This window comes from Pseudoduganella sp. UC29_106 (assembly GCF_044055365.1).
GTDB lineage: Bacteria > Pseudomonadota > Gammaproteobacteria > Burkholderiales > Burkholderiaceae_D > Rugamonas.
Genome location: NZ_CP171977.1, coordinates 6064459 through 6086586, shown reverse-complemented (window position 1 = coordinate 6086586; position 22128 = coordinate 6064459). Strand labels below are relative to the sequence as shown.

General features: G+C 62.7%; 15 protein-coding genes and 2 pseudogenes. 12 read left to right on the top strand and 5 right to left on the bottom strand.

What is annotated here, in order from left to right; genetic code table 11:
- Nucleotides 1-32: 32 nt before the first annotated feature.
- The 8 genes and pseudogenes from ACHMW6_RS30300 to ACHMW6_RS30265 all read left to right on the top strand — a co-directional run bounded on the left by ACHMW6_RS30300 (nt 33) and on the right by ACHMW6_RS30265 (nt 11211).
- Nucleotides 33-837 (top strand): annotated as a pseudogene (locus ACHMW6_RS30300) (inner membrane protein YpjD).
- Nucleotides 834-1082, top strand: a complete 249-nt coding sequence (locus ACHMW6_RS30295) for a PP0621 family protein (RefSeq protein WP_395402612.1) — start codon at nt 834-836, stop codon at nt 1080-1082. Before ACHMW6_RS30300 ends, ACHMW6_RS30295 begins: the two are co-directional and overlap by 4 nt.
- 1 nt (nt 1083) lies before the next feature.
- Nucleotides 1084-2781: a sensor histidine kinase gene (locus ACHMW6_RS30290; RefSeq protein ID WP_395402610.1), complete on the top strand. Its 1698-nt coding sequence runs from the start codon at nt 1084-1086 to the stop codon at nt 2779-2781.
- Complete coding sequence (locus ACHMW6_RS30285; protein ID WP_395402608.1) at nt 2778-4247, top strand: sigma-54-dependent transcriptional regulator; 1470 nt, start codon at nt 2778-2780, stop codon at nt 4245-4247. Before ACHMW6_RS30290 ends, ACHMW6_RS30285 begins: the two co-directional genes overlap by 4 nt.
- A gap of 386 nt (nt 4248-4633) precedes the next feature.
- The gene (locus tag ACHMW6_RS30280) at nt 4634-7549 is read left to right on the top strand and encodes a ribonucleoside-diphosphate reductase subunit alpha (protein WP_395402606.1); all 2916 of its coding nucleotides are present in this window, start codon (nt 4634-4636) and stop codon (nt 7547-7549) included.
- A 102-nt stretch (nt 7550-7651) separates the two neighbouring features.
- Nucleotides 7652-8758: a ribonucleotide-diphosphate reductase subunit beta gene (locus ACHMW6_RS30275; RefSeq protein ID WP_395402604.1), complete on the top strand. Its 1107-nt coding sequence runs from the start codon at nt 7652-7654 to the stop codon at nt 8756-8758.
- A 287-nt stretch (nt 8759-9045) separates the two neighbouring features.
- Nucleotides 9046-9459, top strand: coding sequence for a MarR family winged helix-turn-helix transcriptional regulator (locus ACHMW6_RS30270; RefSeq protein ID WP_395402602.1), 414 nt, complete (start codon nt 9046-9048; stop codon nt 9457-9459).
- Nucleotides 9456-11211, top strand: a pseudogene (locus ACHMW6_RS30265) (chloride channel protein). Before ACHMW6_RS30270 ends, ACHMW6_RS30265 begins: the two are co-directional and overlap by 4 nt.
- On the opposite strand, the gene ACHMW6_RS30260 reads toward ACHMW6_RS30265, so the two are convergent.
- The gene (locus ACHMW6_RS30260; protein WP_395402600.1) at nt 11183-11821 is read right to left on the bottom strand and encodes a hypothetical protein; all 639 of its coding nucleotides are present in this window, start codon (nt 11819-11821) and stop codon (nt 11183-11185) included. The pseudogene ACHMW6_RS30265 and the gene ACHMW6_RS30260 overlap by 29 nt on opposite strands.
- A gap of 484 nt (nt 11822-12305) precedes the next feature.
- On the opposite strand from ACHMW6_RS30260, the gene ACHMW6_RS30255 reads away from it, so the two are divergent.
- The 3 genes from ACHMW6_RS30255 to ACHMW6_RS30245 all read left to right on the top strand — a co-directional run bounded on the left by ACHMW6_RS30255 (nt 12306) and on the right by ACHMW6_RS30245 (nt 17006).
- Nucleotides 12306-13529 carry an IS110 family transposase gene (locus ACHMW6_RS30255; protein ID WP_395402598.1) on the top strand — a complete coding sequence of 408 codons (1224 nt, stop codon included), beginning with the start codon at nt 12306-12308 and terminating at the stop codon, nt 13527-13529.
- A 292-nt stretch (nt 13530-13821) separates the two neighbouring features.
- Entirely contained in the window at nt 13822-15522 is a 1701-nt protein-coding gene (locus ACHMW6_RS30250) for a methyl-accepting chemotaxis protein (protein WP_395402597.1), read from the top strand.
- A 2-nt stretch (nt 15523-15524) separates the two neighbouring features.
- Nucleotides 15525-17006, top strand: coding sequence for a chemotaxis protein CheW (locus ACHMW6_RS30245; protein ID WP_395402595.1), 1482 nt, complete (start codon nt 15525-15527; stop codon nt 17004-17006).
- An 887-nt stretch (nt 17007-17893) separates the two neighbouring features.
- Here the strand turns inward: ACHMW6_RS30245 and ACHMW6_RS30240 are convergent.
- A complete protein-coding gene (locus ACHMW6_RS30240) occupies nt 17894-18748 on the bottom strand; it encodes a hypothetical protein (RefSeq protein WP_395402593.1) in 855 nt (284 codons plus the stop codon).
- A 210-nt stretch (nt 18749-18958) separates the two neighbouring features.
- Between ACHMW6_RS30240 and ACHMW6_RS30235 the strand changes: the two genes are divergently transcribed.
- Nucleotides 18959-19471 (top strand): YggT family protein, encoded by a 513-nt coding sequence (locus tag ACHMW6_RS30235; protein ID WP_395408750.1) that lies wholly within the window; start codon nt 18959-18961, stop codon nt 19469-19471.
- A gap of 63 nt (nt 19472-19534) precedes the next feature.
- Here the strand turns inward: ACHMW6_RS30235 and ACHMW6_RS30230 are convergent, their stop codons facing one another.
- From ACHMW6_RS30230 to ACHMW6_RS30220, 3 genes are all read right to left on the bottom strand, one after another.
- Complete coding sequence (locus ACHMW6_RS30230) at nt 19535-20479, bottom strand: carbohydrate kinase family protein (protein WP_395402591.1); 945 nt, start codon at nt 20477-20479, stop codon at nt 19535-19537.
- A gap of 7 nt (nt 20480-20486) precedes the next feature.
- Entirely contained in the window at nt 20487-21581 is a 1095-nt protein-coding gene (locus ACHMW6_RS30225) for a DUF3426 domain-containing protein (protein ID WP_395402589.1), read from the bottom strand.
- Between the two features lie 82 nt (nt 21582-21663).
- On the bottom strand, nt 21664-22113 hold the full coding sequence (locus ACHMW6_RS30220; RefSeq protein ID WP_395402587.1) for a zinc-ribbon domain-containing protein: 450 nt from the start codon (nt 22111-22113) through the stop codon (nt 21664-21666).
- Between the last annotated feature and the right edge of the window lie 15 nt (nt 22114-22128).

Genomic DNA, 22128 nt, shown 5'->3' with positions numbered 1-22128 from the left:
CCCCCAGGGTATTGCGGTGTTACACTTACTAAATGCAGACTTACTTCCTGATCGCAGCGACGCTGCTCTATCTTGTTTGTGCCTTCCTCCCATCCCGCAAGGCCGTCCCCATTGCCGCGCTGATCGCCGGTGCATGGCTGCTGCACGGCGCGGCGCTGTGGATCGATGTGATGCTGCCTGGCTCGCTGCGCATCGGCTTTGCGGCCATGCTGTCGTCCGCGCTGTGGATTTCGGTGGCGGCGTATTGGCTGGAGAATCAGAACTATCCGCTGGACGGATTGCGCCGCATCGTGATGCCGGTCGCGGCCTGCTCCACCGTGCTGCAGGCGGCTTTTCCCGGCAACCTGGTGCCGGTCACCGGCCACTCGAGCGCGCTGGGCTGGCATATCTGCGATCGCCACGCTGGCCTACGCCACCCTGACCATCGCCGCCTTCCACGCCGTGCTGATGGCGCTGCAGGAATCGCGGCTGCATACGCGCAGCGAACGCGCCAGCTTCCTGTCCACCGCGCTTGACCAGCTGCCCGCGCTGCTGACGATGGAAAAGCTGCTGTTCCGCCTGATCGGTTTCGGCTTCCTGCTGCTTAGCCTGACCGTCCTGTCGGGCATCGTGTTTTCGGAAGAATTGTTTGGCCGGGCGCTGAAGTGGGACCATAAATCGGTCTTCACCCTGCTGTCCTGGATTCTGTTTGCGTCGCTGCTGGCGGGCCGCCATTTCCGCGGCTGGCGCGGCCGCACCGCGCTGAGCTTTACGCTGGCCGGGTTTGCGACGCTGCTGCTGGCCTATGTCGGCAGCCGTTTTGTACTGGAAGTGGTTTTACATCGAGGGATTGCATGACACGTATTCTGTTCTGGCTGGCGCTGGTCTTCCTGGTCATCGCCGCCATCCGCGCCAAGCTGCGCAGCGCACGCCACGTGCCGCCGCCATCGACGCCGCAGCGTCCGGCAGCGCGGCCGGCCGACCAGGTTGAAGCGATGCTGTGCTGCACCCACTGCGGCGTGCATTACCCCGCTTCCGAGAATGTCGTGGTCAACGGCCGCGACTACTGCAGCACGGCCCACGCCCAGCTGGCGGCGAAATAACTTGCGCGCACGCCTGGCTTCCCTGTCGGCCGAATCGCGCGAGACCTTCTGGCGTTCGCTGCAAACGCTGAATGGCACGCGCGCCATCATCGCCGTCGTCCTGCTTGCCTACCTGAGCCTGGGCGCCGCGGGCAGCGCCGCCAACCGCAGCCCGCGCCTGGAATTGTGCGTGCTTTACCTGGCGGCCTCGCTCGGCTTCGTGCTGGCGGCCAGCTACTGGAAGCGCCGCTTCATGCTGCAGCTGGTGGTGCAGCTGGCCTGCGACATCGCCATCATCTCCATGCTCTACCTGACCGATGGCGGCATGCGCAGCGGCCTGGCCATCCTCTATCTGTTCCCGCTGGCCGGCTGCGCCATCCTGGCGCCGCTGCTGGTGGCCCTGTTCTTTGCGTCGACGGCATCCCTGGTGTTGCTGGCGGACGCCGCCTACCGCGCCTTCGGACCGGATGGCGAACTGGTGCTGCTGGTGCAGGCCGGCCTGTACGGCGCGGCCGGCTTCGCCACCGTGATCGTGGTCAACCGCATGGCCGCGCGCCTGATCGGGCAGGAAGAACTGGCCGTGCAGCGCGGCCTGGAGATCGGCGTGCAGCAGGCCATCAACCGCCTGGTGCTGGCGCAGTCCGGCGACGGCATCCTGGTGGTGGGCGGCGATGGCGTGATCCACATGAACAATCCGGCGGCGCAGAAGATGCTCGGCACCGTCGGCGCGCGCCAGGGCAGCCGCCTGACCGACACGCCGGCGCTGCAGCCCATCGTGCAAGCCTATAACGACTGGCGCGGCCATCCCGAACATGCTTCCGTCTTCGTCACCATCAAGCCCAATGACGATCCCGCGCTGCAGGAAGTGACCGCCGCCTGGAGCGCGCGGCGCGACGTCGCTTCCCACCTGAAAGTGCGCTTCGCCGCCGCCGACACGGCCGGCCTGGGCGCCGAGCGCAATGTGATCTTCCTGGAAGACGTGACGGGCATCGAGGAAAAGGCGCAGCAGCTGAAGCTGGCCTCGATGGGCCGCCTCACGGCCAGCATCGCGCACGAGGTGCGCAATCCGCTGTCGGCCATCGGCCACGCCAACTCGCTGCTGGAAGAGGACCTGCAGGCGCCCGTGCACAAGCGCCTGCTGAAGATCATCAGCGACAATGTGGCGCGCGTGAACCGCATGGTGGAGGACATCCTGCAACTCTCGCGCAAGGCGCAGAGCCACCACGACCCGCTGGCGCTGCGCCACTTCCTGGCGGAGCTGAAAGCGGAATTCGACGAAACCCACAAGCTCAGTGGCGACATCGTCTGCCTCGGCGGCGTGCAGGATGTGACCGTGCGCTTCGATCCGCTGCATCTGCGCGAGGTGCTGATCAACCTGCTGAACAACGCCGTGCGCTACGCCAGCGGCAAGCCGGGCAGCATGCAAATCTTCATCGTGCAGCCCAAGGGCCGGGCGCTGGAAATGCATGTGCAGGACGACGGCCCCGGCATTTCGCCCGAAGTGCGCGCCCATTTGTTCGAGCCTTTCTACACCACGTCCAGCAAGGGCACGGGCCTGGGGCTGTATCTGGCGCGCGAATTGTGCTTGAATAACGAGGCCATGCTGGATTACGAATACCGCTTCGATTCCGAAATGGCAGCTGGCGGCCGCAAGTCGAGCGGACGATTCGTGATTACTTTCGCGCGGCATGCCGCGCAAGCCAACAAGGGAATTGCATGAGGTCTCCACGTGTCCTGGTCGTCGATGACGAAGCCGACCTGCGCGAATTGCTGGAAATAACGCTGCTGAAAATGGGGCTGGACGTGGACAGCGCCGAAACCCTGGCCGAAGCGCGCCGCCGCTACGCCGAGAGCGAGTATTCCCTGGTGCTGACCGATATGCGCCTGCCGGACGGCCTGGGCCTGGAGCTGGTGCGCGACGTGACGGCCAGCGGCAAGAATATCCCGATCGCCGTGGTGACAGCCTTCGGCAGCGCCGACAACGCAGTGGTGGCGCTGAAGGCGGGCGCCTTCGATTACGTCAGCAAGCCGGTGCAACTGGATCAGCTGCGCGTGATGGTGCAGTCGGCCCTGAAGCTGAACGATGCTATGCCTGCCGCGGCGGACAAGCCCGCCGTCACCAGCCGCCTGCGCGGCCACTCGGCCGCCATCCAGGCGCTGCGCGCCCAGATCGGACGCCTGGCGCGTTCGATGGCGCCGATCGCCATCAATGGCGAGTCGGGCAGCGGCAAGGAGCTGGCGGCGCGCGAGATCCACGCCCAGAGTTCGCGCGCGGACAAGGCTTTCATCGCCGTCAACTGCGGCGCCATTCCGGAAGCGCTGATGGAGGCCGAGTTCTTCGGCTACCGCAAGGGCGCCTTCACCGGCGCGGCCGACGAGCGCGACGGCTTCTTCCAGGCCGCCAATGGCGGCACCCTGATGCTGGACGAGGTGGCCGACCTGCCGCTGGCCATGCAGGTCAAGCTGCTGCGCGCCATCCAGGAGCGGCGCGTGCGCAAGATCGGCGCCACGTCCGAGGAGCCGGTGGACGTTCGCATCATCAGCGCCACCCACAAGAACCTGGAAAAGCTGGTGGAGGAGGGCCTGTTCCGCCAGGACTTGTTCTACCGCCTGAACGTGATCGAGCTGCGCCTGGCGCCGCTGCGCGAACGGCTCGACGACCTGGAAGAACTCACCGAGGCGATCCTGTCGCGGCTCGGCACCTTCGAACACAAGGTCACGCTGGGGCCGGGCGTGCTCGACGCGCTGCGCTCGTATTCCTTCCCGGGCAATGTGCGCGAGCTGGAGAACATTCTTGAGCGGGCGCTGGCTTTCTCCAACGATGGCGTTATTAATATAGAGGACCTGGCGCTGAAGGGCGCGCCTTACGCTGCGCCGCCGCCGGTGACTGCGCCCGCTGCGCCGGCCTTTGTCTCCGTCCCGGCCGTGCCGGCGCCTGTCGTCACGCCTGCGCCGACCGCGCCTGCTGCGGCCGCGCCAGTGTCGGCCATGCCGCCGCTGCCGGCCTTCGATGTCCTGCCCAGCGACCTGCCGGCCTATCTGGCTGCTGTCGAGCGTGACATCATCATCCGCGCCCTGGCCCAGACCAACTACAACCGCACCCAGGCCGCCCAATTGCTGGGTATCAGCTTCCGCCAGCTGCGCTACCAGATGCAGAAGCTCAACATCCAGGAGCCGGAGGCGTAATTCAGAACCCACGGCATAGACCTGGTGTCAGCCACATCGTGGCTGACACCTGCTTCACGCCGTGGGTTTATAATGCCGTCCCCCGGCCCTTTTCCAGCCCGAACCTGTAGCGTTTTTGCCAATGCACAATACCCTGCCGGGGCTCAACTTTGCTTACTTTCTGAGCAATAAAATTACTCAGTTAGTACTTGCTAACCGTCGATCGCCCGCCGTTTCCGGCGAACTGAAAAGTCAATAGAAATATTGTCCGGGCTCTAAAAAATTGCCCTTGTGCGTCCGGGAAGCCGTCACTACAATTAGTGGATGGATTTATCCGATTCACTAGATGTAGTGGTCGTAATTGCCGTAAGAAAACATACCTGACACGCGTTATCGTGGGAGCCTAAATGCAATCTACTCAAGACACCTCCATCACCCCAGTGCCACAAGCACCGGCAGCCGCAGGCGCTAACGCCGGCGGTCTGACCACCCCAGCCAGCGCGCTGGGCGACTACCGTATCATCCGCCGCAATGGCGCCGTGGTCGCTTTCGAGCCGTCCAAGATCGCCGTGGCGATGACCAAGGCGTTTCTCGCCGTGAATGGTGGCCAGGGTGCAGCGTCCGCGCGCATCCGCGAACTGGTGGAGCAGCTCACGAATAACGTCGTGAACGCCCTGGTGCGCCGCCAGCCGTCCGGCGGCACCTTCCACATCGAAGACGTGCAGGACCAGGTGGAACTGGCCCTGATGCGCTCCGGCGAGCACGACGTGGCCCGCGCCTATGTGCTGTACCGCGCCAAGCACATGGAAGAACGCCGCCTGAAAAAGGAAGCGCAAGGCACCGCCGCTGCTGCCGAGCCGCAAATCTCCGTCACCGAAAACGGCGTGCGCCGTCCGCTGGTGATGCAGGAAGTGCGCGACCTGATCAGCGCCGCCTGCTCCGGCCTGGAAAAGCACGTCGATTCCGACGCCATCCTGGCTGAAACCGTGAAGAACCTGTACGACGGCGTGCCGGTCGAAGAGCTGCACAAGTCCGCCATCCTGGCTGCCCGCGCGCTGATGGAAAAGGACCCGGCTTACTCGCAAGTGACCGCCCGCATCCTGCTGCACACCATCCGCAAGGAAGTCTTCGGCAAGGAAACCCCGCAAGCGAAAGCTGCCGCCGAATACATCGAATACTTCCCGAAATACATCGCCAAGGGTATCGACGCCGAGCTGCTGAACCCTGAGCTGGCCAAGTTCGACCTGGCCAAGCTGGCCAAGGCCCTGGTGGCCGACCGCGACCTGCAATTCGGCTACATCGGCCTGCAGACCCTGTACGACCGCTACTTCCTGCACGTGCGCGATGTGCGCATCGAAATGCCGCAGGCCTTCTATATGCGTGTCGCGATGGGCCTGTCCCTGAACGAAGAAAACCGCGAAGCGCGCGCCATCGAGTTCTACAACCTGCTGTCGACCTTCGACTTCATGTCGTCGACCCCGACCCTGTTTAACTCGGGCACCCTGCGTTCGCAGCTGTCTTCCTGCTACCTGACTACCGTGTCCGACGACCTGGAAGGCATCTACGACGCCATCAAGGAAAACGCACTGCTGGCCAAGTTCGCAGGCGGCCTGGGCAACGACTGGACCCCGGTGCGTGCGCTGGGCGCCCACATCAAGGGCACCAACGGCAAGTCGCAAGGCGTGGTGCCGTTCCTGAAAGTGGTCAACGACACCGCCGTCGCCGTGAACCAGGGCGGCAAGCGCAAGGGCGCCGTCTGCGCCTACCTGGAAACCTGGCACATGGACATCGAGGAATTCCTCGACCTGCGCAAGAACACCGGTGACGACCGCCGCCGCACCCACGACATGAACACCGCGAACTGGATTCCCGACCTGTTCATGAAGCGCGTGATGGAAAAGGGCACCTGGACCCTGTTCTCGCCGTCCGACTGCCCGGACCTGCACGACAAGGTCGGCAAGGCCTTCGAAGAAGCCTACCTGGGCTATGAAGCCAAGGCGGCCGCGGGCGAACTGCGCCTGTTCAAGAAGATCGAAGCGCTGGACCTGTGGCGCAAGATGCTGTCCATGCTGTTCGAAACCGGCCACCCATGGATCACCTTCAAGGACCCATGCAACATCCGTTCGCCGCAGCAGCACGTGGGCGTGGTGCACAGCTCCAACCTGTGCACCGAGATCACGCTGAACACCAACGAAGACGAAATCGCCGTCTGCAACCTGGGTTCCGTGAACATGCCTGCCCACATGAAAGAGGGCAAGCTGGACCACATCAAGCTGCAGAAGACCATCCGCACCGCGATGCGCATGCTGGATAACGTGATCGACATCAACTACTACGCTGTCGACAAGGCGCGCAACGCCAACCTGCGCCACCGTCCGGTCGGCCTGGGCGTGATGGGCTTCCAGGACTGCCTGCACATGATGCGCGTGCCTTACGCTTCGCAGGAAGCCGTTGCTTTCGCCGACACCTCGATGGAAGCGGTCTGCTACTACGCCTACCTGGCGTCGACCGAGCTGGCGGAAGAGCGCGGCCAGTACGAGTCCTACAAAGGTTCCCTGTGGGACCGCGGCATCCTGCCGCAGGATTCCGTCAAGCTGCTGGCTGAAAACCGCGGCGGCTACCTGGAGCAGGACCTGTCGTCCGCGATGGACTGGACGCCGGTGCGCGAGCGCATCGCCAAGTTCGGCATGCGCAACTCGAACTGCGTGGCGATCGCTCCGACCGCGACCATCTCGAACATCATTGGCGTGTCCGCTTGCATCGAGCCGACCTTCCAGAACCTGTACGTGAAGTCCAACCTGTCCGGCGAGTTCACCGAAATCAACGCCTACCTGGTGCGCGACCTGAAGGCGCGCGAACTGTGGGATGAAGTGATGATTGCCGACCTGAAGTACTTCGACGGCTCCCTGAGCAAGATCGACCGCGTGCCGCAAGACCTGCGCGACATCTACGCCACCGCCTTCGAAATCTCGCCAACCTGGCTGGTGGAAGCTGCATCGCGCCGCCAGAAGTGGATCGACCAGGCCCAGTCGCTGAACATTTACATGGCTGGCGCTTCCGGCAAGAAACTGGACGAGACTTACAAGCTGGCATGGCTGCGCGGTCTGAAGACGACCTACTACCTGCGCACCATCGCTGCGTCGCACATGGAAAAGTCGACCACCCGCACCGGCGCGCTGAACGCCGTGTCGGCCAACGCCCCGGCAGCGCTGAGCTCCGCACCGGCCGCTCCGGTCGAGGCAGCACCAGCCGTGGTCGAAGGCGCCGCCTGCTACCTGCGTCCGGGTGACGACGGTTTCGAAGAGTGCGAAGCCTGCCAGTAATACAATACACATAGAACCGGCAAAACAAGTGCCTGCCACGATGTGGCAGGCACTGGATTTTGGCCTCGGGTTTAAAAGCTTAAAGAGAAGGAACTCAACAAAATGCTATCCTGGGATGATGAAGCCGCGGCAACCCCGCGCCAAACCCCTCCGATGGGCGCCACCGCCGAAGCGAGCGCCGAGCAGGTCGCCCTGCGCGTGAACGCCGACGACAAGCGCGTCATCAACGGCCAGACCGACGTCAACCAGCTGGTGCCGTTCAAGTACAAATGGGCCTGGGACAAATACCTGGCCGGCTGCGCCAACCACTGGATGCCGCAGGAAGTGAACATGCAGCGCGACATCGAGCTGTGGAAGAACCCGAACGGCCTGTCCGAAGACGAGCGCCGCCTGGTCAAGCGCAACCTCGGCTTCTTCGTGACTGCCGACTCGCTGGCCGCCAACAACATCGTGCTGGGCACCTACCGCCACATCACCGCGCCTGAGTGCCGCCAGTACCTGCTGCGCCAGGCGTTCGAAGAAGCGATCCACACCCACGCCTACCAGTACATCGTCGAGTCGCTGGGCCTGGACGAGCAGGAAATCTTCAACGCCTACAATGAAGTGGCGTCGATCCGCGACAAGGACCAGTTTCTGATTCCGTTCATCAACGTCCTGACCGATCCAGCCTTCAAGACCGGCACCATTGAGAGCGACCAGCAACTGCTGAAGTCCCTGATCGTGTTCGCCTGCCTGATGGAAGGCCTGTTCTTCTACGTCGGCTTTACCCAGATCCTGGCGCTGGGCCGTCAGAACAAGATGATGGGCGCTGCCGAGCAGTACCAGTACATCCTGCGCGACGAGTCCATGCACTGCAACTTCGGCATCGACCTGATCAACACCATCAAGCTGGAAAACCCGCAACTGTGGACCCCGGCCTTCAAGGAAGAGATCAAGCAGCTGTTCCTGCAAGCCGTCGAGCTGGAATACCGCTACGCCGAAGACACCATGCCACGTGGCGTGCTGGGACTGAACGCCGCCATGTTCAAGGGCTACCTGCGCTTCATCGCCAACCGCCGCGCGGTCCAGATCGGCCTCGAGCAACTGTTCGACCAGGACGAGAATCCATTCCCATGGATGTCCGAAATGATCGACCTGAAGAAGGAACGCAACTTCTTCGAAACCCGCGTCACCGAATACCAGACCGGCGGCGCGCTGAGCTGGGACTGATTTTTCGCCTTGCCTGAAAAGGGCCGGGTCCTGCAAGGGACCCGGCCCTTTTTGCATTCCGCGCGCCGCTGACGCTCTTAGAACCCACGGCATAAAGCAGGTAGCTGCCACGACGTGGCAGCCACCAGGGTTACGCCGTTGGTTTTCTCGCGCGCCGCTGACGCTCTTAGAACCCACGGCATAAAGCAGGTGTCTGCCACGATGTGGCAGACACCAGGGTTACGTCTCGGGTTTTCGATGGTATGATTTACGGCTAAATTACATCATAACGTGATATAAATTTCGCCATGTCATCTTCGCCACTAAGCAAGGCCGACTTCTCGGCCTTGTCCGAATTCCGTTACCAGATGCGGCGCTTCGAGCGTTTTTCGGAGAATGCCGCGCAGGCTGAGGGCATCACGCCCCTGCAGTACCTGCTGCTCCTTCACATCAAGGGCTACCCCGGCCGCGACTGGGCCACGGTGGGGGAGCTGGCCGAGCGGCTGCAGGCGCAGCAGCACGGCGTGGTCGCGCTGCTGACCCGTTGCGAGACCGCCGGCCTGGTCCAGCGCCGGCAGAGCGCGCTTGACCGCCGCCGCGTCGAAATCCACCTGCTGCCGGCCGGCGAAGAAGTGCTGTCGCGCCTGGCCGCAATCCACCGTGCCGAGTTGCAATCGCTGGCCGGCGTGTTCACGATTCCCAACCTGCCGGCCCAACCATGAAACCCTACGACTCCCGCCGCGACTTCAGCGGCGACGCGCGTCTGCTGCCGATCGGCGCCATTGCCGCCGTCATCGGCATCCTGAGCACCGGCACCGCCTGGGTGCTGCTGCACGCCATCGCCTTCTTCACCAACCTGTTCTTCTACCAGACGCTGTCCACCGAAGCGCACTCGCCCGCCGACCACGCGCTGGGCGCCTGGGTGATCGTGGTACCGGTGATCGGCGCGCTGATCATCGGCCTGATCGCCCGTTACGGCTCCGAGCAGATCCGCGGCCACGGCATTCCGGAAGCGATCGAAGCCATCCTGTTCAAGCGCAGCGCGATGTCGCCCAAGGTGGCGGTGCTCAAGCCGCTGGCCTCGGCCATCGCCATCGGCAGCGGCGGGCCGTTCGGCGCCGAAGGTCCGATCATCATGACGGGCGGCGCGGTCGGTTCGCTGATCGCCCAGCACTTCCACCTGAACGACGCCGAGCGCAAGACCCTGCTGGTGGCGGGCGCCGTGGCCGGCATGACAGCCGTTTTCGGCACGCCGATCGCGGCGCTGCTGCTGGCCGTCGAACTGCTGCTGTTCGAACTGCGTCCGCGCAGCCTGCTGCCGGTGGCGATTGCCTGCGCCGTGGCCGGCTTCCTGCGTCCGCTGGTGATGGAGGCCGGGCCGCTGTTCCCGCAGCAAAGCCCCGCGCTGCAGCCGACGGCCCTGTTCGCCTGCGTGCTCGCCGGCCTGCTGTGCGGCGCCATGGCCTGGCTGCTGTCCACCGCGCTCTACCGCGTTGAAGACGGCTTCCACAAACTGCCGATCCACTGGATGTGGTGGCCCGCCTTGGGGGCGTTGGCGATCGGCATCGGCGGCTATTTCCAGCCGCGCGCCCTGGGCGTCGGTTACGACGTGATAGGGGACTTGCTGCAGAACCACCTGGCAGGCAGCGTGGTGGCCGGCCTGCTGATCGTCAAGGCCATCATCTGGCTGATCGCCCTCGGCTCCGGCACCTCGGGCGGCGTGCTGGCGCCCCCTGCTGATGCTGGGCGCCGGCCTCGGCGCCGTGCTCGGCCCCTATCTGCCGGGCGGCTCGCCGGCCGTCTGGCCGCTGGTCTTCATGGCCGCCACGCTGGGTGGCATGATGCGCGCACCCATCATGGCCACCGTGTTCGCCTTCGAGTTGACGCACGACACGAACGCGCTGCTGCCCGTGCTGGCGGCATCGGTCGTCGCCTACGGCTTCACGGTCATCACCATGCACCGCTCCATCCTTACCGAAAAGATCGCCCGTCGCGGCCACCACATCTACCGCGAATACGGCATCGATCCGCTGGAGCGGCACAGCGTGGAAGAAGTGATGAGCGCCACGCCGCAGTCCATCGACGCCAATGCGCTGCTGGCCGACGTGCTGCACTCCCATTTCGGCGCTACGCAGCGGCACCGCGCCTACCCGGTCACGCGCGATGGCGCCGTGGTCGGCATGCTGGACCGCGCTGGCCTGGACCGCAGCGAGGGCGCCGTTTTCGTACGCGACCTATATGGCGTGAACACCCCCATCGTCGCCCTGCGCGGCGAAACCTGCCGCACCGTGGCCGTGCGCATGGCGGTGCACGACCTGGAGCGCCTGCCGGTCGTAGACGATGTCTACAGCCGCCTTTTGGTGGGCGTGATCAGCCGCAGCGACCTGATCAAATCTTCGCTGGCCTTGCACAACGAGGAGCACACGCGGCACACTTTCAGGCGCTTTACATTGCAGGCCGAAAAAGCGGATTAAGCCTCCGCCGGCTGCCTTGGTTCATCACAGACTCCCGGAAGGCGATCCCCCGCACGGTGCCTGCGGCGACCATTTCGGCCGGCGCCGCCAGGTGCGCCAGAGGCGCTTGACGTGCTTCGGCACGCTCTCTCGCTTGCGGCGGGCGCTCGGCCGAAGCAATGTCTCCAATCAGGCGCGCTATTGCCGTATACCGTGCGGACCGGCAGACATCGGCAAGCAGCCATTCTTCACTGCCAGGAAGGCAGAGCCAGACGGCCTTCCATGCATTGCGATTGCCGCTGCCCTGAAGATTTGCAAAGCGCGACGGCGACATCGCATGCTCGCCATACTTGATTTCGCCGCCTTCCACCTTCGCGAAATAATTGTGACCGCCAAAGCTGGCGCGCAACCGTGTTCCATCGGGAAGGAAGACCTGCTTCCATTGGTATCCGGTCCCGGACGGTTCCGCTGGCTGCGCCTCGGCCGCCGCTGCCGGCCGTACGTAGTTGCGTATCGCCTCGCAAATAAACGGCTCCAGTGCTAAAGAATCCGACCAGCATTGGCCGGTGAATTCGCCCAGGGTTTCCAACAGATCGCTGGGCAAGCGAATCGGGTAATGGAGCGTAGACATGATGGGTCTCCAAAAGTCGGTTTTTACTAAGCGCTACTACTTCCTTCCAATGCCTGCTAAAACGTACTGGCTGTTACTAAAATTGCCCTTCAGAACGCGAATCGGTACTAAATGCGTGTGGCCTGTGTTCGTTGGAGTGGGCAGCGCGAATTAGTTCCCCTAATAGAGCAAACTCCGACAAAATAGCGACGACCCGCGCGAAGTAGTAAGGGATATCGCGTTTTAGTAACAGGCATGGCGGAGCACACCGCCGCCCCGGAGGATGAAAGAAACTAGACTGGGGAGAGAAAGCGGCGGATCGAGATCGTTGTGTTTTTTGGCGGTCAGACCCCGTTAGTAACATGATCCCTTGACCTGATCCGTACCCCGGATTGCTTCCTAGAGAGCGCACGCTAAAAAGGCCGTGGGCGCTTCGGTGCCCTCAGGCAGACTTCAGGCCACATCCGCCGCTTTCCTCCATCAGTGTAAAACAGCGGGAGGTCATGTGGAACTGCAAACACTCTACAAACGCGTGATTGGCCTGGATGTGCACCAGAGCCAAATCACTGCCTGCGCCTTAATTGAGGAAGCCGACGGTACGCAACGGATTGAGCAGCGGCAATTTGGTGCCTTCAAGCGACATCGCCAGGAGCTCGCAGCTTGGGCAGCCGCTCTGAAGCCTGACGAAGTCGTGATGGAAAGTACCGGCATTTACTGGAAGAGCCCTTATGCAGCGCTGGAAATGGTGGGCATTCAGGCCAAAGTGGTCAATGCGCGTCACGTCAAGAATGTCCCTGGGCGAAAAACCGATGTGGCAGACGCGCATTGGCTGGCCATGCTGGCGCGGGCAGGCCTGCTACGCGCCTCTTTCGTGCCACCCACTGCATTGCGCGAATTGCGTCTTATCGCGCGACAACGACAAAAACTGGTTGGCCAACTAGCTTCGGAAAAGAATCGCCTGCATAAAATACTGAGCGATGGCGGCATCCGCCTGAGTGTCGTCGTCAGCGATGTGTTTGGACAATCGGCCCGTGCCATGGTCAAAGCCATTATTGTAGGTAAGGCGCCCCATGAAATACTCGATCTGGCTGGGCGCCGCTTTAAAGCCAGCAGAGAAGAACTGTTCGACGCTGTGCAAGGAGACTTGAGCCGGAGTCACCGCTTTGTACTGGATGAGCTAATGCGACATATCGACGAAATTGAGGCACGCATCGCTCGCTTCGACGCACGCCTGCTCAGCGAACTGGCCAATGAGCAGCCCAAGCTAAAATTGCTGCAGACCATGCCCGGTATCGATCTAATAGGCGCAGCCATGCTGCTGGTAGAAATCGGTACTGACATGTCGCTGTTCAACAGCGCTGACCGCCTTGCCTCCTGGGTGGGTATCTGTCCGGGCAATAACGAATCTGCTGGTAAGCGGAAAACTGGCAAGGCCGGCAAAGGCAACAACTACATCCGTCGCCTGCTGTGCGAGTTTGCACATGCTGCCAGCCGCACCAAATGCGTCTTCAAATTGAAGTTCCAAGCCATGAAATTGCGACGAGGGTATAAGCGCGCTATCGTCGCCGTCGCTCACAAGATGCTGCGCACCATCTATTACATCCTCAGGCGCGAACAACCTTATCGCGATAGCAGTGCCGATTATGAGGCCATGTCGGTGCAGCGCAATGCCCCGCGCTGGTTCAAGGCGCTCAACAAATTTGGATACATCAAGCCAGTTCAAGCCTGATTGCCGTCCGAGTTAATACCACACTGGCCTTTGGTGAGTCAGGTACTAGCTCGCCCTGATACCTGATTCTTTCACGCTAAAAACCGAAAAATCAAGTACCCCTCCCTATACGCGCAGTTCGACGCGAGCTGATGGGGGAGGTAACGACTATCAATTTCTAAGTGTCAATTGCCGTTGGCTATAGACAACGATTTCAGGGTGCGGTGATAATTGGTGAGTTTGCGGCGGTGCACGGTGACTATACTTGAGATTCCGGTAGGAAACATCCTACGACCCCATAAGGAAATCCTCAATGAACAGCCCAGCCACTCACGAAAGCCAGCTGCAGGAGCTCGAGCTCCAGGCCATCAATACTGCACTGAACCGGGTTCAAGCCCTGATCGAGTTTCAGCTGGACGGCACCATCCTGCACGCCAACGACAACTTCCTGAAGGCGGTCGGCTACACGCTGGAAGAAGTGCAGGGCAAGCACCACGCGATGTTTTGCGAACCCTCGCTGGTCGCCAGCGAAGCTTACCGCCAGTTCTGGGAGCGCCTGCGCGCCGGCCACTTCGAGCAGGGCGACTATAAGCGCATCGGCAAGGGCGGCCGCGAAATCTGGATCAACGCCTCCTACAACCCGGTGTTCGATGCCGAGGGCCGTCCCTACAAGGTGATCAAGTTCGCCACCGACATTACCGCCAGCAAGCTGCGCAACGCCGAATACGAAGGCAAGGTCAGCGCCATCGACAAGGCCCAGGCCGTGATTGAGTTCGACATGGGCGGCCATGTCATGACCGCCAACAACAACTTCCTCGACACCATGGGCTACTCGCTGGACGATATCCAGGGCGAGCACCACCGCATGTTCTGCGATGCCGATTACGCCAACGGCATCGACTACAAACGCTTCTGGCAAAAGCTGAACCGCGGCGAATTCGACAGCGGCCGCTACAAGCGCGTCGGCAACGGCGGCAAGGTGATCTGGATCCAGGCCACCTACAATCCTATCCTCGACCTGAACGGCAAGCCCTGTAAGATCGTCAAGTTCGCCATCGACATCACCGAGCAGGTGATGATGGAAGAGAGCGTGAAGGCCAAGGCCGAAGCGGATGCGCGCAAGATCGAGCAATTGCTGGACGCCGTCGCCAAGGCCGCCAGGGGCGACCTGACCACCCAGCTGAAGCAGGAAGGCGATGAAGCGATCGACCACCTCGGCGCCGGCATCGCCAAGATGATGGCCGACCTGCGTGGCGTGATCGGCGAGGTCGTCACCTCCGCCACTGCCTTCGCAGACGACGCGGAAGCGATTGCCAGCCGTTCCAGCGTCGTTGCCAGCAGCGCCCAGGCGCTGGGCGCCACCGTGGAAGAAATGAATGCCGCCGTCGATGGCCTGACCCGCTCGATCGACGCCATCGCCGGCAACACGTCCAGCGCCAACGACCTGGCCAAGAGCACTCAGGACGAAGCGGAGGCGGGCGCCAAGGCCGTGGCGCGCTCAATCGAAGCCATGGACCTGATCAACCGCTCGTCTGAAGACATTGGCGAAATCGTCAAGGTGATCAGCGACATCGCCAACCAGACCAATATGCTGGCATTCAACGCGGCCATCGAAGCGGCGCGTGCCGGCGAGCATGGCCTGGGCTTCTCGGTGGTGGCGGACGAGGTGCGCAAGCTGGCCGAGCGCTCCTCGCAGGCCACCAAGGAAATCTCCAAGCTCATCAACGAGTCGGTCAAGCGCGTCAACACCGGCAGCGAAATCTCGCGCCAGGCCAGCGAAGCCTTCGACAAGATCGTGCAGGGCGTGGGCAAGACCAGCCAGGCCATTGCCGACATTTCCAGCGAAGCGCGCGAACAGTTGCTGACCGCGCGCGAAGTCAGCTCGGCCATCCAGCACATCGCCGAGGCCACCGAGCAATCGGCCGGCAGCTGCGACAGCATTGCCGCCTCCACCGGCAACCTGAACCAGCTCGCAGCCGACCTGAACAAGCTGGTCGCCGGCTTCGTGGTGTAAGCGTGGAAGCCTTGCGCGTTGTTGCGGCGCCGGACGCCATCGCCCAGCCGGCCGTGGAGCTGTTCGGCTCCTTTCTTTTGGGCACGGACGAATTCGCGCTGCCGGCCATGTGCATCCGGGAAGTGGTGAACTTCCCCGAACGCATGACGGTCGTGCCGCTCGCTCCATACTATTTAGAAGGCATGTTCACCTTGCGCGGCAGCGTGATCCCTGTGGTCAATCTTGCGCGCCTGTTCGATGCGTCGGCGCCGGCGGGTGAGGCGAGCCACAAGATCGCCATCATCGAACACCAGGATGTGCTGGTCGGGCTGCTGGTGCATGCAATCGGCGACGTGCTGCGCGTGCGCCCCGAACAGCGCAGCACCCTGCGTTATACCGAGGGCGCGGCCGGCGTGGTGGCGGGCACCATCCTGCTCGACCAGGGCCGGCGCCTGATCCAGGTGCTGGACGTCGAGCGCCTGGTGCGCATCGAGAACGTGCCGCAGGTGCTGGCCATGCGCGGGCCGGCCGGCGAAGCGCGCCAGCGCCAGTTGCGCGCGGTGGGCGAGCGCCGCCACGCCATCAGCTTCCGCGCCGCAGGCGCCCACTTCGCGCTGGAGATGAAGGCCATCCAGGAAATCATCCGCGTGCCGGAGCTGCAGTCTTCTGTATTGAATAGCAAGCTTTGCCTGGGCCGCATGGCCTTCCGCGGCAGCCAGGTGGCGGTTGTGGACTTCGCCACGCTGGCCGGTGGCGCATGTGCCGGCGGGGCGCAGGAAGATCAGCGCGTACTGGTGGCACGCATCGGTGGCGCTACCATCGGCTTTCTGGTCGATGCGGTGGAAAGCATCGTGCACTTCGGCGGCGATGACGTGATGCCGATCCCGCTGTTGAGCAAATCGCGCAGCGCCATGTTTGCCGGCTGCGTGGCGCGGCCGGGCCAGGACGATGTGATCCTGCTCGATCACGAAGGCATCTTCTCCCAGTCCGAGATCGGCGAACTGCACCAGGGTCACCGCAACCTGTTCCCGGACGAAGGCGGCGCGGTCGCGGCGCGCAAGTCCGGCGGCCGCAAGGTTTATCTGACCTTCCGCGTGGATGAGTTGTATGCGCTGGAACTGCGCCAGGTGCGCGAGATCATCGATCTCACGGGCGACATTACGCAGGCGCCGGGCATGCCCGGCTATGTGCACGGCATCCTCAACCTGCGCCAGCAGCTGGTGACCCTGGTCGACCTGCGTCGGCTGTATGGCATGCCGCCGGCCGGCGAAGGACAGCAGAAAGTGCTGGTCATCGAACGCGGCGAGGAGCGCTTCGGCCTGATCGCCGACGCCGTGTGCGACATCGTCACCGTCGACGATGCCAAGCGCTTCGCCACCCCATCCCTGATGCGCAAGCCCGGCGAACACGGCATGCACGCCGAGTCCAGCGAAGTGCTGGAGCTGGGAGAGGGCCACACCATCTGCCTGCTCGACGCCGAAAGCCTGCTGCGCAAACTCGCCTGACTCTCCCTCCAGTTGCATCCGGACGGACAGCGGAATATGCTGTCCTATGACTTTGGTCCACGCCGTCGACACGGCGGCGCGCATGCTGGCAGCGCACCGCATCGATGCCTTACTGATCGCCTTCAGTTTTCGTTGAGTGTGTGAAGACATCGTCGCTGCTGCCGCGCGATGAAGCGCAAGAGGCGCTTTAACGCGTCATGTAGCGTAATGGCGACGAAAAAAGTCGCGGTGATGATCGCAGTGCTTCGTTGGGGCATCGATGATCGCATCACGTATCCCTCTGCTTTCCATACGGCCTTTAGATAAAGGACGTATGCCAAGCGAAGTGAAAAGCGAAGCGCGTGTGGGTGCATCGATGCGAGCTCAAACTGGCATGCGATGCGCGCTTCAATGTGCGCCATCTCGCAGATGAATGCAAAAAAAGAGCGAGAAAATCAATCGTGCTGGTTGCGCAACGGTAAGGTTTTCGTGTACTTTACGAACTTGAAAACGCGTGAATTTGCAAGCGCTCTTTTTTGGAGTGTGTTGTTACCGCAAAAATCGAAAAACATGGGAAGCACAAACGCATAAGTATGCATAAGTCCACACCGATTTCAGCGAAGCCGCTCGCCTGATCGAAGCTCAGGCCGGGCGGTTTTTTCTTTGACGCTGATAAGAGGACCGTGGCGCGATGATGGGGTGAAGGAGCTGAGTACACGCCCGCCCGACACATCTCGAACAAGATTTCTGACTCGTCGCCCAGCATACGGCGGCGGGTTCGATGGCTGAAGCGCTGCACTTGTGAGGAGGTGCAGCAGTTCAGCTGGGTACCGAATTCATTAGCGCAAACCGCAAGCGGGTTTGTGCCGATGAATAATTCGCCTGGTCCACCGCAGGGCCGGACGGGTTTACATCTTGTGCGTGAATTTTCCCATCCCAGATGAAGGAGAAATAAAAATGGCTACCGCCGCTAAGAAAGAAAAGAAGGTAGCTGCTACTAAAGCAGCTCCAGCTAAAAAGACCGCTGCCGCTAAACCGGCAGCCGCAAAGAAAGCAGCTGCTAAGCCGGCTGCCAAGAAAGCCGCCGCCAAGCCGGCAGCTAAGCCAGCTGCCAAGAAAGCCGCAGCTAAGCCAGTAGCTAAGAAGGCCGCCGCCAAGCCGGCAGCCAAGCCAGCTGCAAAGAAAGCCGCAGCAGCTAAGCCAGCAGCGAAGAAGACCACCGCCAAGGCAGCAGCAAAACCAGCAGCAAAGAAAGCAGCAGCCAAGCCAGTAGCGAAGAAGGCAGCAGCCAAGCCGGCAGCGAAGAAGGCCGTCGCTAAAAAGGCAGCAGCCAAGCCAGTAGCTAAGAAAGCCGCAGCAAAGCCGGCAGCCAAGAAGACCGCCGCTAAAGCAGCAGCCAAGCCAGCAGCGAAGAAAGCCGCCGCCAAGCCGGCAGCTAAGCCAGCTGCCAAGAAGGCCGCCGCCAAGCCAGCAGCCAAGAAAGCCGCCGCCAAGCCAGCAGCCAAGAAAGCTGCTGCGAAGCCGGCCGCCAAGCCTGTAGCCAAGAAAGCTGCTGCCAAGCCGGCCGCCAAGCCAGCTGCCAAGAAAGCTGCCGCCAAGCCAGCTGCTAAAAAGGCCGCATCCCCAAAAAAAGCCTCGGCTAAGCCAGCAGCCAAGCCAGCTGCTGCGCCAGTAGCCGCAGCACCGGCTGCCGCACCTGCGGCTAAACCAGCGCCTAAGAAAGCCGCTCCTAAAAAAGCAGCTCCGAAGAAAGAAGCCGCCAAGCCGGCAGCACCGGCACCGGCCGCTGCTCCAGCTCCTGCAGCCGCTCCGGCCGCCAAGACCGTGATCGCTCCTGCAGCTGCATGGCCTTTCCCGACCAGCACCCGTCCTTCCTAAGTCTTAGCGCTTAGTGCCGGATGGCGAAAACTCCGCTGTGTGAGACAATCGCACAGCGGTTTTTTTTATGGAGCTCGCCTGTGTTTAGTATCGTCATGTTGATCGTCAATGCCATCGCCGGATTGCTCGGAGGTGTGCTGCTGCTGCGCTTCTGGATGCAGGCCATCCGCGTGCGGCCGCCATCGTCGGTGGCGCAGTTCACTTTTCAACTCTCGGACTGGCTGGTGCGCCCATTGCGCCGCATCGTGCCGGGCATGGGCGGTTATGACTGGGCCAGCCTGATTGGCGCTTTCCTGATCGTGGTGCTGGCGACGTCGGTGATGTTCCTCTTCGGCGCCACGCCGGAGATCGTGTTCCTCACGGCCTTGCACCGCTTCCTTGAATGGATCCTGTTCGGCTTCATGGCCTTGCTGGTGATCGAGGCGATCTTCAGCTGGGTGAACCCGCACGCGCCGATGGCGCCCTTCATCCGCGCGCTCAACGAGCCGCTGCTGACGCCTATCCGCCGCGTGGTGCCACTGGTGGGCAATCTGGACCTGTCACTGCTGGTGGCCCTGATCCTCCTGCAGATCGCGCAGATCCTGCTGGGGATGCTGTTCGGCCGTTAAAACCCAAGGCGTGACCCTAGTGTCAGGCACGTTGTGCCTGGCACTTGCTTTTGGGCCTTTGGTTTACAAACGCATACCGAACGCGGACTCAAACTTCTCGGCAATCGACTCCGGCGTGAACACATGGTTCTGCGCGCCCTTGTTGACGATCTTGATGGCGCCGAGCAGGCTGGCCAGGCGGCCGGTCTTTTCCCAGCCCAGCTCATTGGTCAGGCCGTACAGCAGGCCCGCGCGGTAAGCGTCGCCACAACCGGTAGGGTCAAGATCGATCTCGGCACCCACAGGTACTGCCGGAATGTCGATGCGCTTGCCTTCGGTATAGATCTCCGAACCCTTCTCGCCGCGCGTCACGATCAGCGCATCCAGGCGTGCAGCGATGTCCGGAATAGTCAGGCCGGTGCGGTCCATCAGCAGTTCGATTTCATAATCGTTGCAGGTCACATAGGACGCCTTGTCGATGAAGCCGATCAACTGTTCCGGCGTGAACATCGGCAGCTGCTGGCCCGGATCGAAGATGAAAGGGATGCCCAGGCGCTGCAGGTCGTCGGCGTGCTTCAGCATGCCCAGGTGGCCGTCCGGCGAGATGATGGCGATGCGCGCGGGGCCGGCCTTGGCCACGTCGTTCTCGTGCGCAAAGGACATGGCGCCCGGGTGGAAGGCATTGATCTGGTTATGGTCCGCATCGGCGGTGACGAAGCACTGCGCGTTGTAGGCATCCTTCTTGATCAGGATATTGTCGGTGGACAGGCCGAGCTGCTGGAAGCGCTCCAGGTAGGCCGCGCAATCCTGGCCCAGCACGCCGACGATGCGCGGCTCGCCGCCCAGCATCTTCAGGTTGTAGGCGATATTGCCGGAGCAGCCACCGAATTCGGTGCGCATGGTCGGCACCAGGAAGGACACGTTCACCTTGTGCAGCTGGTCGGCCAGCAGCGTATCGCCGAAGCGGCCTTCGTATTGCATGATGATGTCGATGGCCAGGGAGCCACACACCAGGGCGGTTTTGTTCATAGTGTTTTTAGGGGTAGAAAATGGCGATGTGATAGCCGGATGCTTTGAGCTGCGACAGCTCGAAGTAGAGTTTAACGGTTTGTTCACTGCGCGGGTTGAAGCCCTTGTCGGCGTCGGCCTGCGAGGCAAGATACTCGCGCGGCGCGAACACGCGGCGCAGGACCGGCTTGTCCGAGCTGTCGTTCAGAATCAGTTCGATATGCGGCCAGGCTTGCGCGGTGCGCGCCTGGTTGCGCAGCTGGGTGCTGAAGCTGAAGGTATTGTCGGCCACGGTTTGCAGCTCGCCTTGCTCGATGCTCAGCATGTCCAGCTGCGCCGGCAGCTCGATCTTGCAACCCAGCACGGCGCAGGCCGTGGCCAGCGTGGGCTTCAGGCTTGGATAGTCGGCGGCCAGCGTGTTATGGAAGGTCGTGGCGCCTTGCAGCAGCAGGGCGACCAGCAGCAGCGGCGTGCCGACGGCCAGCGTGATATTTGCCGCGCGTCCATAGCGCTCGCTGCGATTGGCGCGTTTGACGAAGCCTAGCTCCTCATGATCCAGCGCCGCGCTGTCGCTTTCATCGACGCCCGCCAGCGCCCGCATCCGCGCCGCCATTTCTGTTTTGGGGTCAGGCACGAAAGGTAACACGGGCTCGGCTGGGGGGAGGTCTTCGTCCTCCTCGTCCGCCCGCAGCGACGGGCCGTCGTCGGGCACGTCCGTGTTGACGGCGGCGATGGCGTGCAGGGCGGTATCGTCCTGCGGCTCTTCGTCCAGGTGGTGCAACTCTTCCAGCGCGGCCTGCTCGAGTTCTTCGGACGTTGGCTCGGCTTCCAGGTCGTCGAAGTGATGCAGGTCGTCCAGCGCGACGGCGACGATGTGCTCTTGCGGCGTATCGAAGTTGGGTTCGATGCGGCCGTGCGCGTCGGCGGGCGCTTCCTGCTGGTCGTGCTCGTCCAGCGCGAAGGCATCGTCGTGCTCAAGCTCTGATTGGGGTTCGGCAGCCAATGGCGCGGGTTCGTCGGGCGCCTCAGCGAAGGACGCCAGCTCCGGTTCGCGCTCTTCGGCGGACGCGGCCAAAGGCTCCGGCTCAGGCCAGGACGCCGGTTCCGGTTCGGCATCGGGCATCGGCTCAGCTGGCGGCCCGGGCGCACGCTCCGGCGCGGGGCTAAACTCGGCGTCGGCACCAGACATCGGCTCGGGCGTCGGCTCATGTGCCGGCGCGGACGCAGGCTCGGACGACGCAAGCTCCGGGTGCAGGGTGAGGCGCAGCCTCGGGCGCCTGCAGCGGCATCTTGAAGGCCGCGGTGCGCCAGACTGCGGGCGCGGACTCGGCGACGGAAGACGTGTCCTCTGGTGGCTCGGCTTCGCCTTCCGCAGCCGCGGGCTCGCCGCCAGGCGGCGCGTCGGCATCCAGCGCATCGAGATCGAAATCCACCGGCGCGCCGTGCACATAGTTGCTGGCGGGCGAAGAAGGGGAGGGGGCGATGACTACGTCGGGGATGACGGGTGTGGGGCGGGCCGGCTCGACCAGCGCCGCATTGCCGTCGAAGACTTCATTGCAGGCGCCGCAGCGGACAATGCCCCCCCTCAGCTTCAGCTGATCCGCCGCGACGCGGAAGATCGTGTTGCAGTGGGGGCATTTGGTGGCGAGCGCCATGCGTAGCGGAGTGCT

Coding starts and splice junctions, on each gene's coding strand:
- ACHMW6_RS30295 (WP_395402612.1), top strand. CDS start 834: ATGACACGTATTCTGTTCTGGCTGGCGCTGGTCTTCCTGGTCATCGCC.
- ACHMW6_RS30285 (WP_395402608.1), top strand. CDS start 2,778: ATGAGGTCTCCACGTGTCCTGGTCGTCGATGACGAAGCCGACCTGCGC.
- ACHMW6_RS30280 (WP_395402606.1), top strand. CDS start 4,634: ATGCAATCTACTCAAGACACCTCCATCACCCCAGTGCCACAAGCACCG.
- ACHMW6_RS30275 (WP_395402604.1), top strand. CDS start 7,652: ATGCTATCCTGGGATGATGAAGCCGCGGCAACCCCGCGCCAAACCCCT.
- ACHMW6_RS30270 (WP_395402602.1), top strand. CDS start 9,046: ATGTCATCTTCGCCACTAAGCAAGGCCGACTTCTCGGCCTTGTCCGAA.
- ACHMW6_RS30260 (WP_395402600.1), bottom strand. CDS start 11,821: ATGTCTACGCTCCATTACCCGATTCGCTTGCCCAGCGATCTGTTGGAA.
- ACHMW6_RS30250 (WP_395402597.1), top strand. CDS start 13,822: ATGAACAGCCCAGCCACTCACGAAAGCCAGCTGCAGGAGCTCGAGCTC.
- ACHMW6_RS30235 (WP_395408750.1), top strand. CDS start 18,959: ATGTTGATCGTCAATGCCATCGCCGGATTGCTCGGAGGTGTGCTGCTG.
- ACHMW6_RS30230 (WP_395402591.1), bottom strand. CDS start 20,479: ATGAACAAAACCGCCCTGGTGTGTGGCTCCCTGGCCATCGACATCATC.
- ACHMW6_RS30225 (WP_395402589.1), bottom strand. CDS start 21,581: ATGCCCGATGCCGAACCGGAACCGGCGTCCTGGCCTGAGCCGGAGCCT.
- ACHMW6_RS30220 (WP_395402587.1), bottom strand. CDS start 22,113: ATGGCGCTCGCCACCAAATGCCCCCACTGCAACACGATCTTCCGCGTC.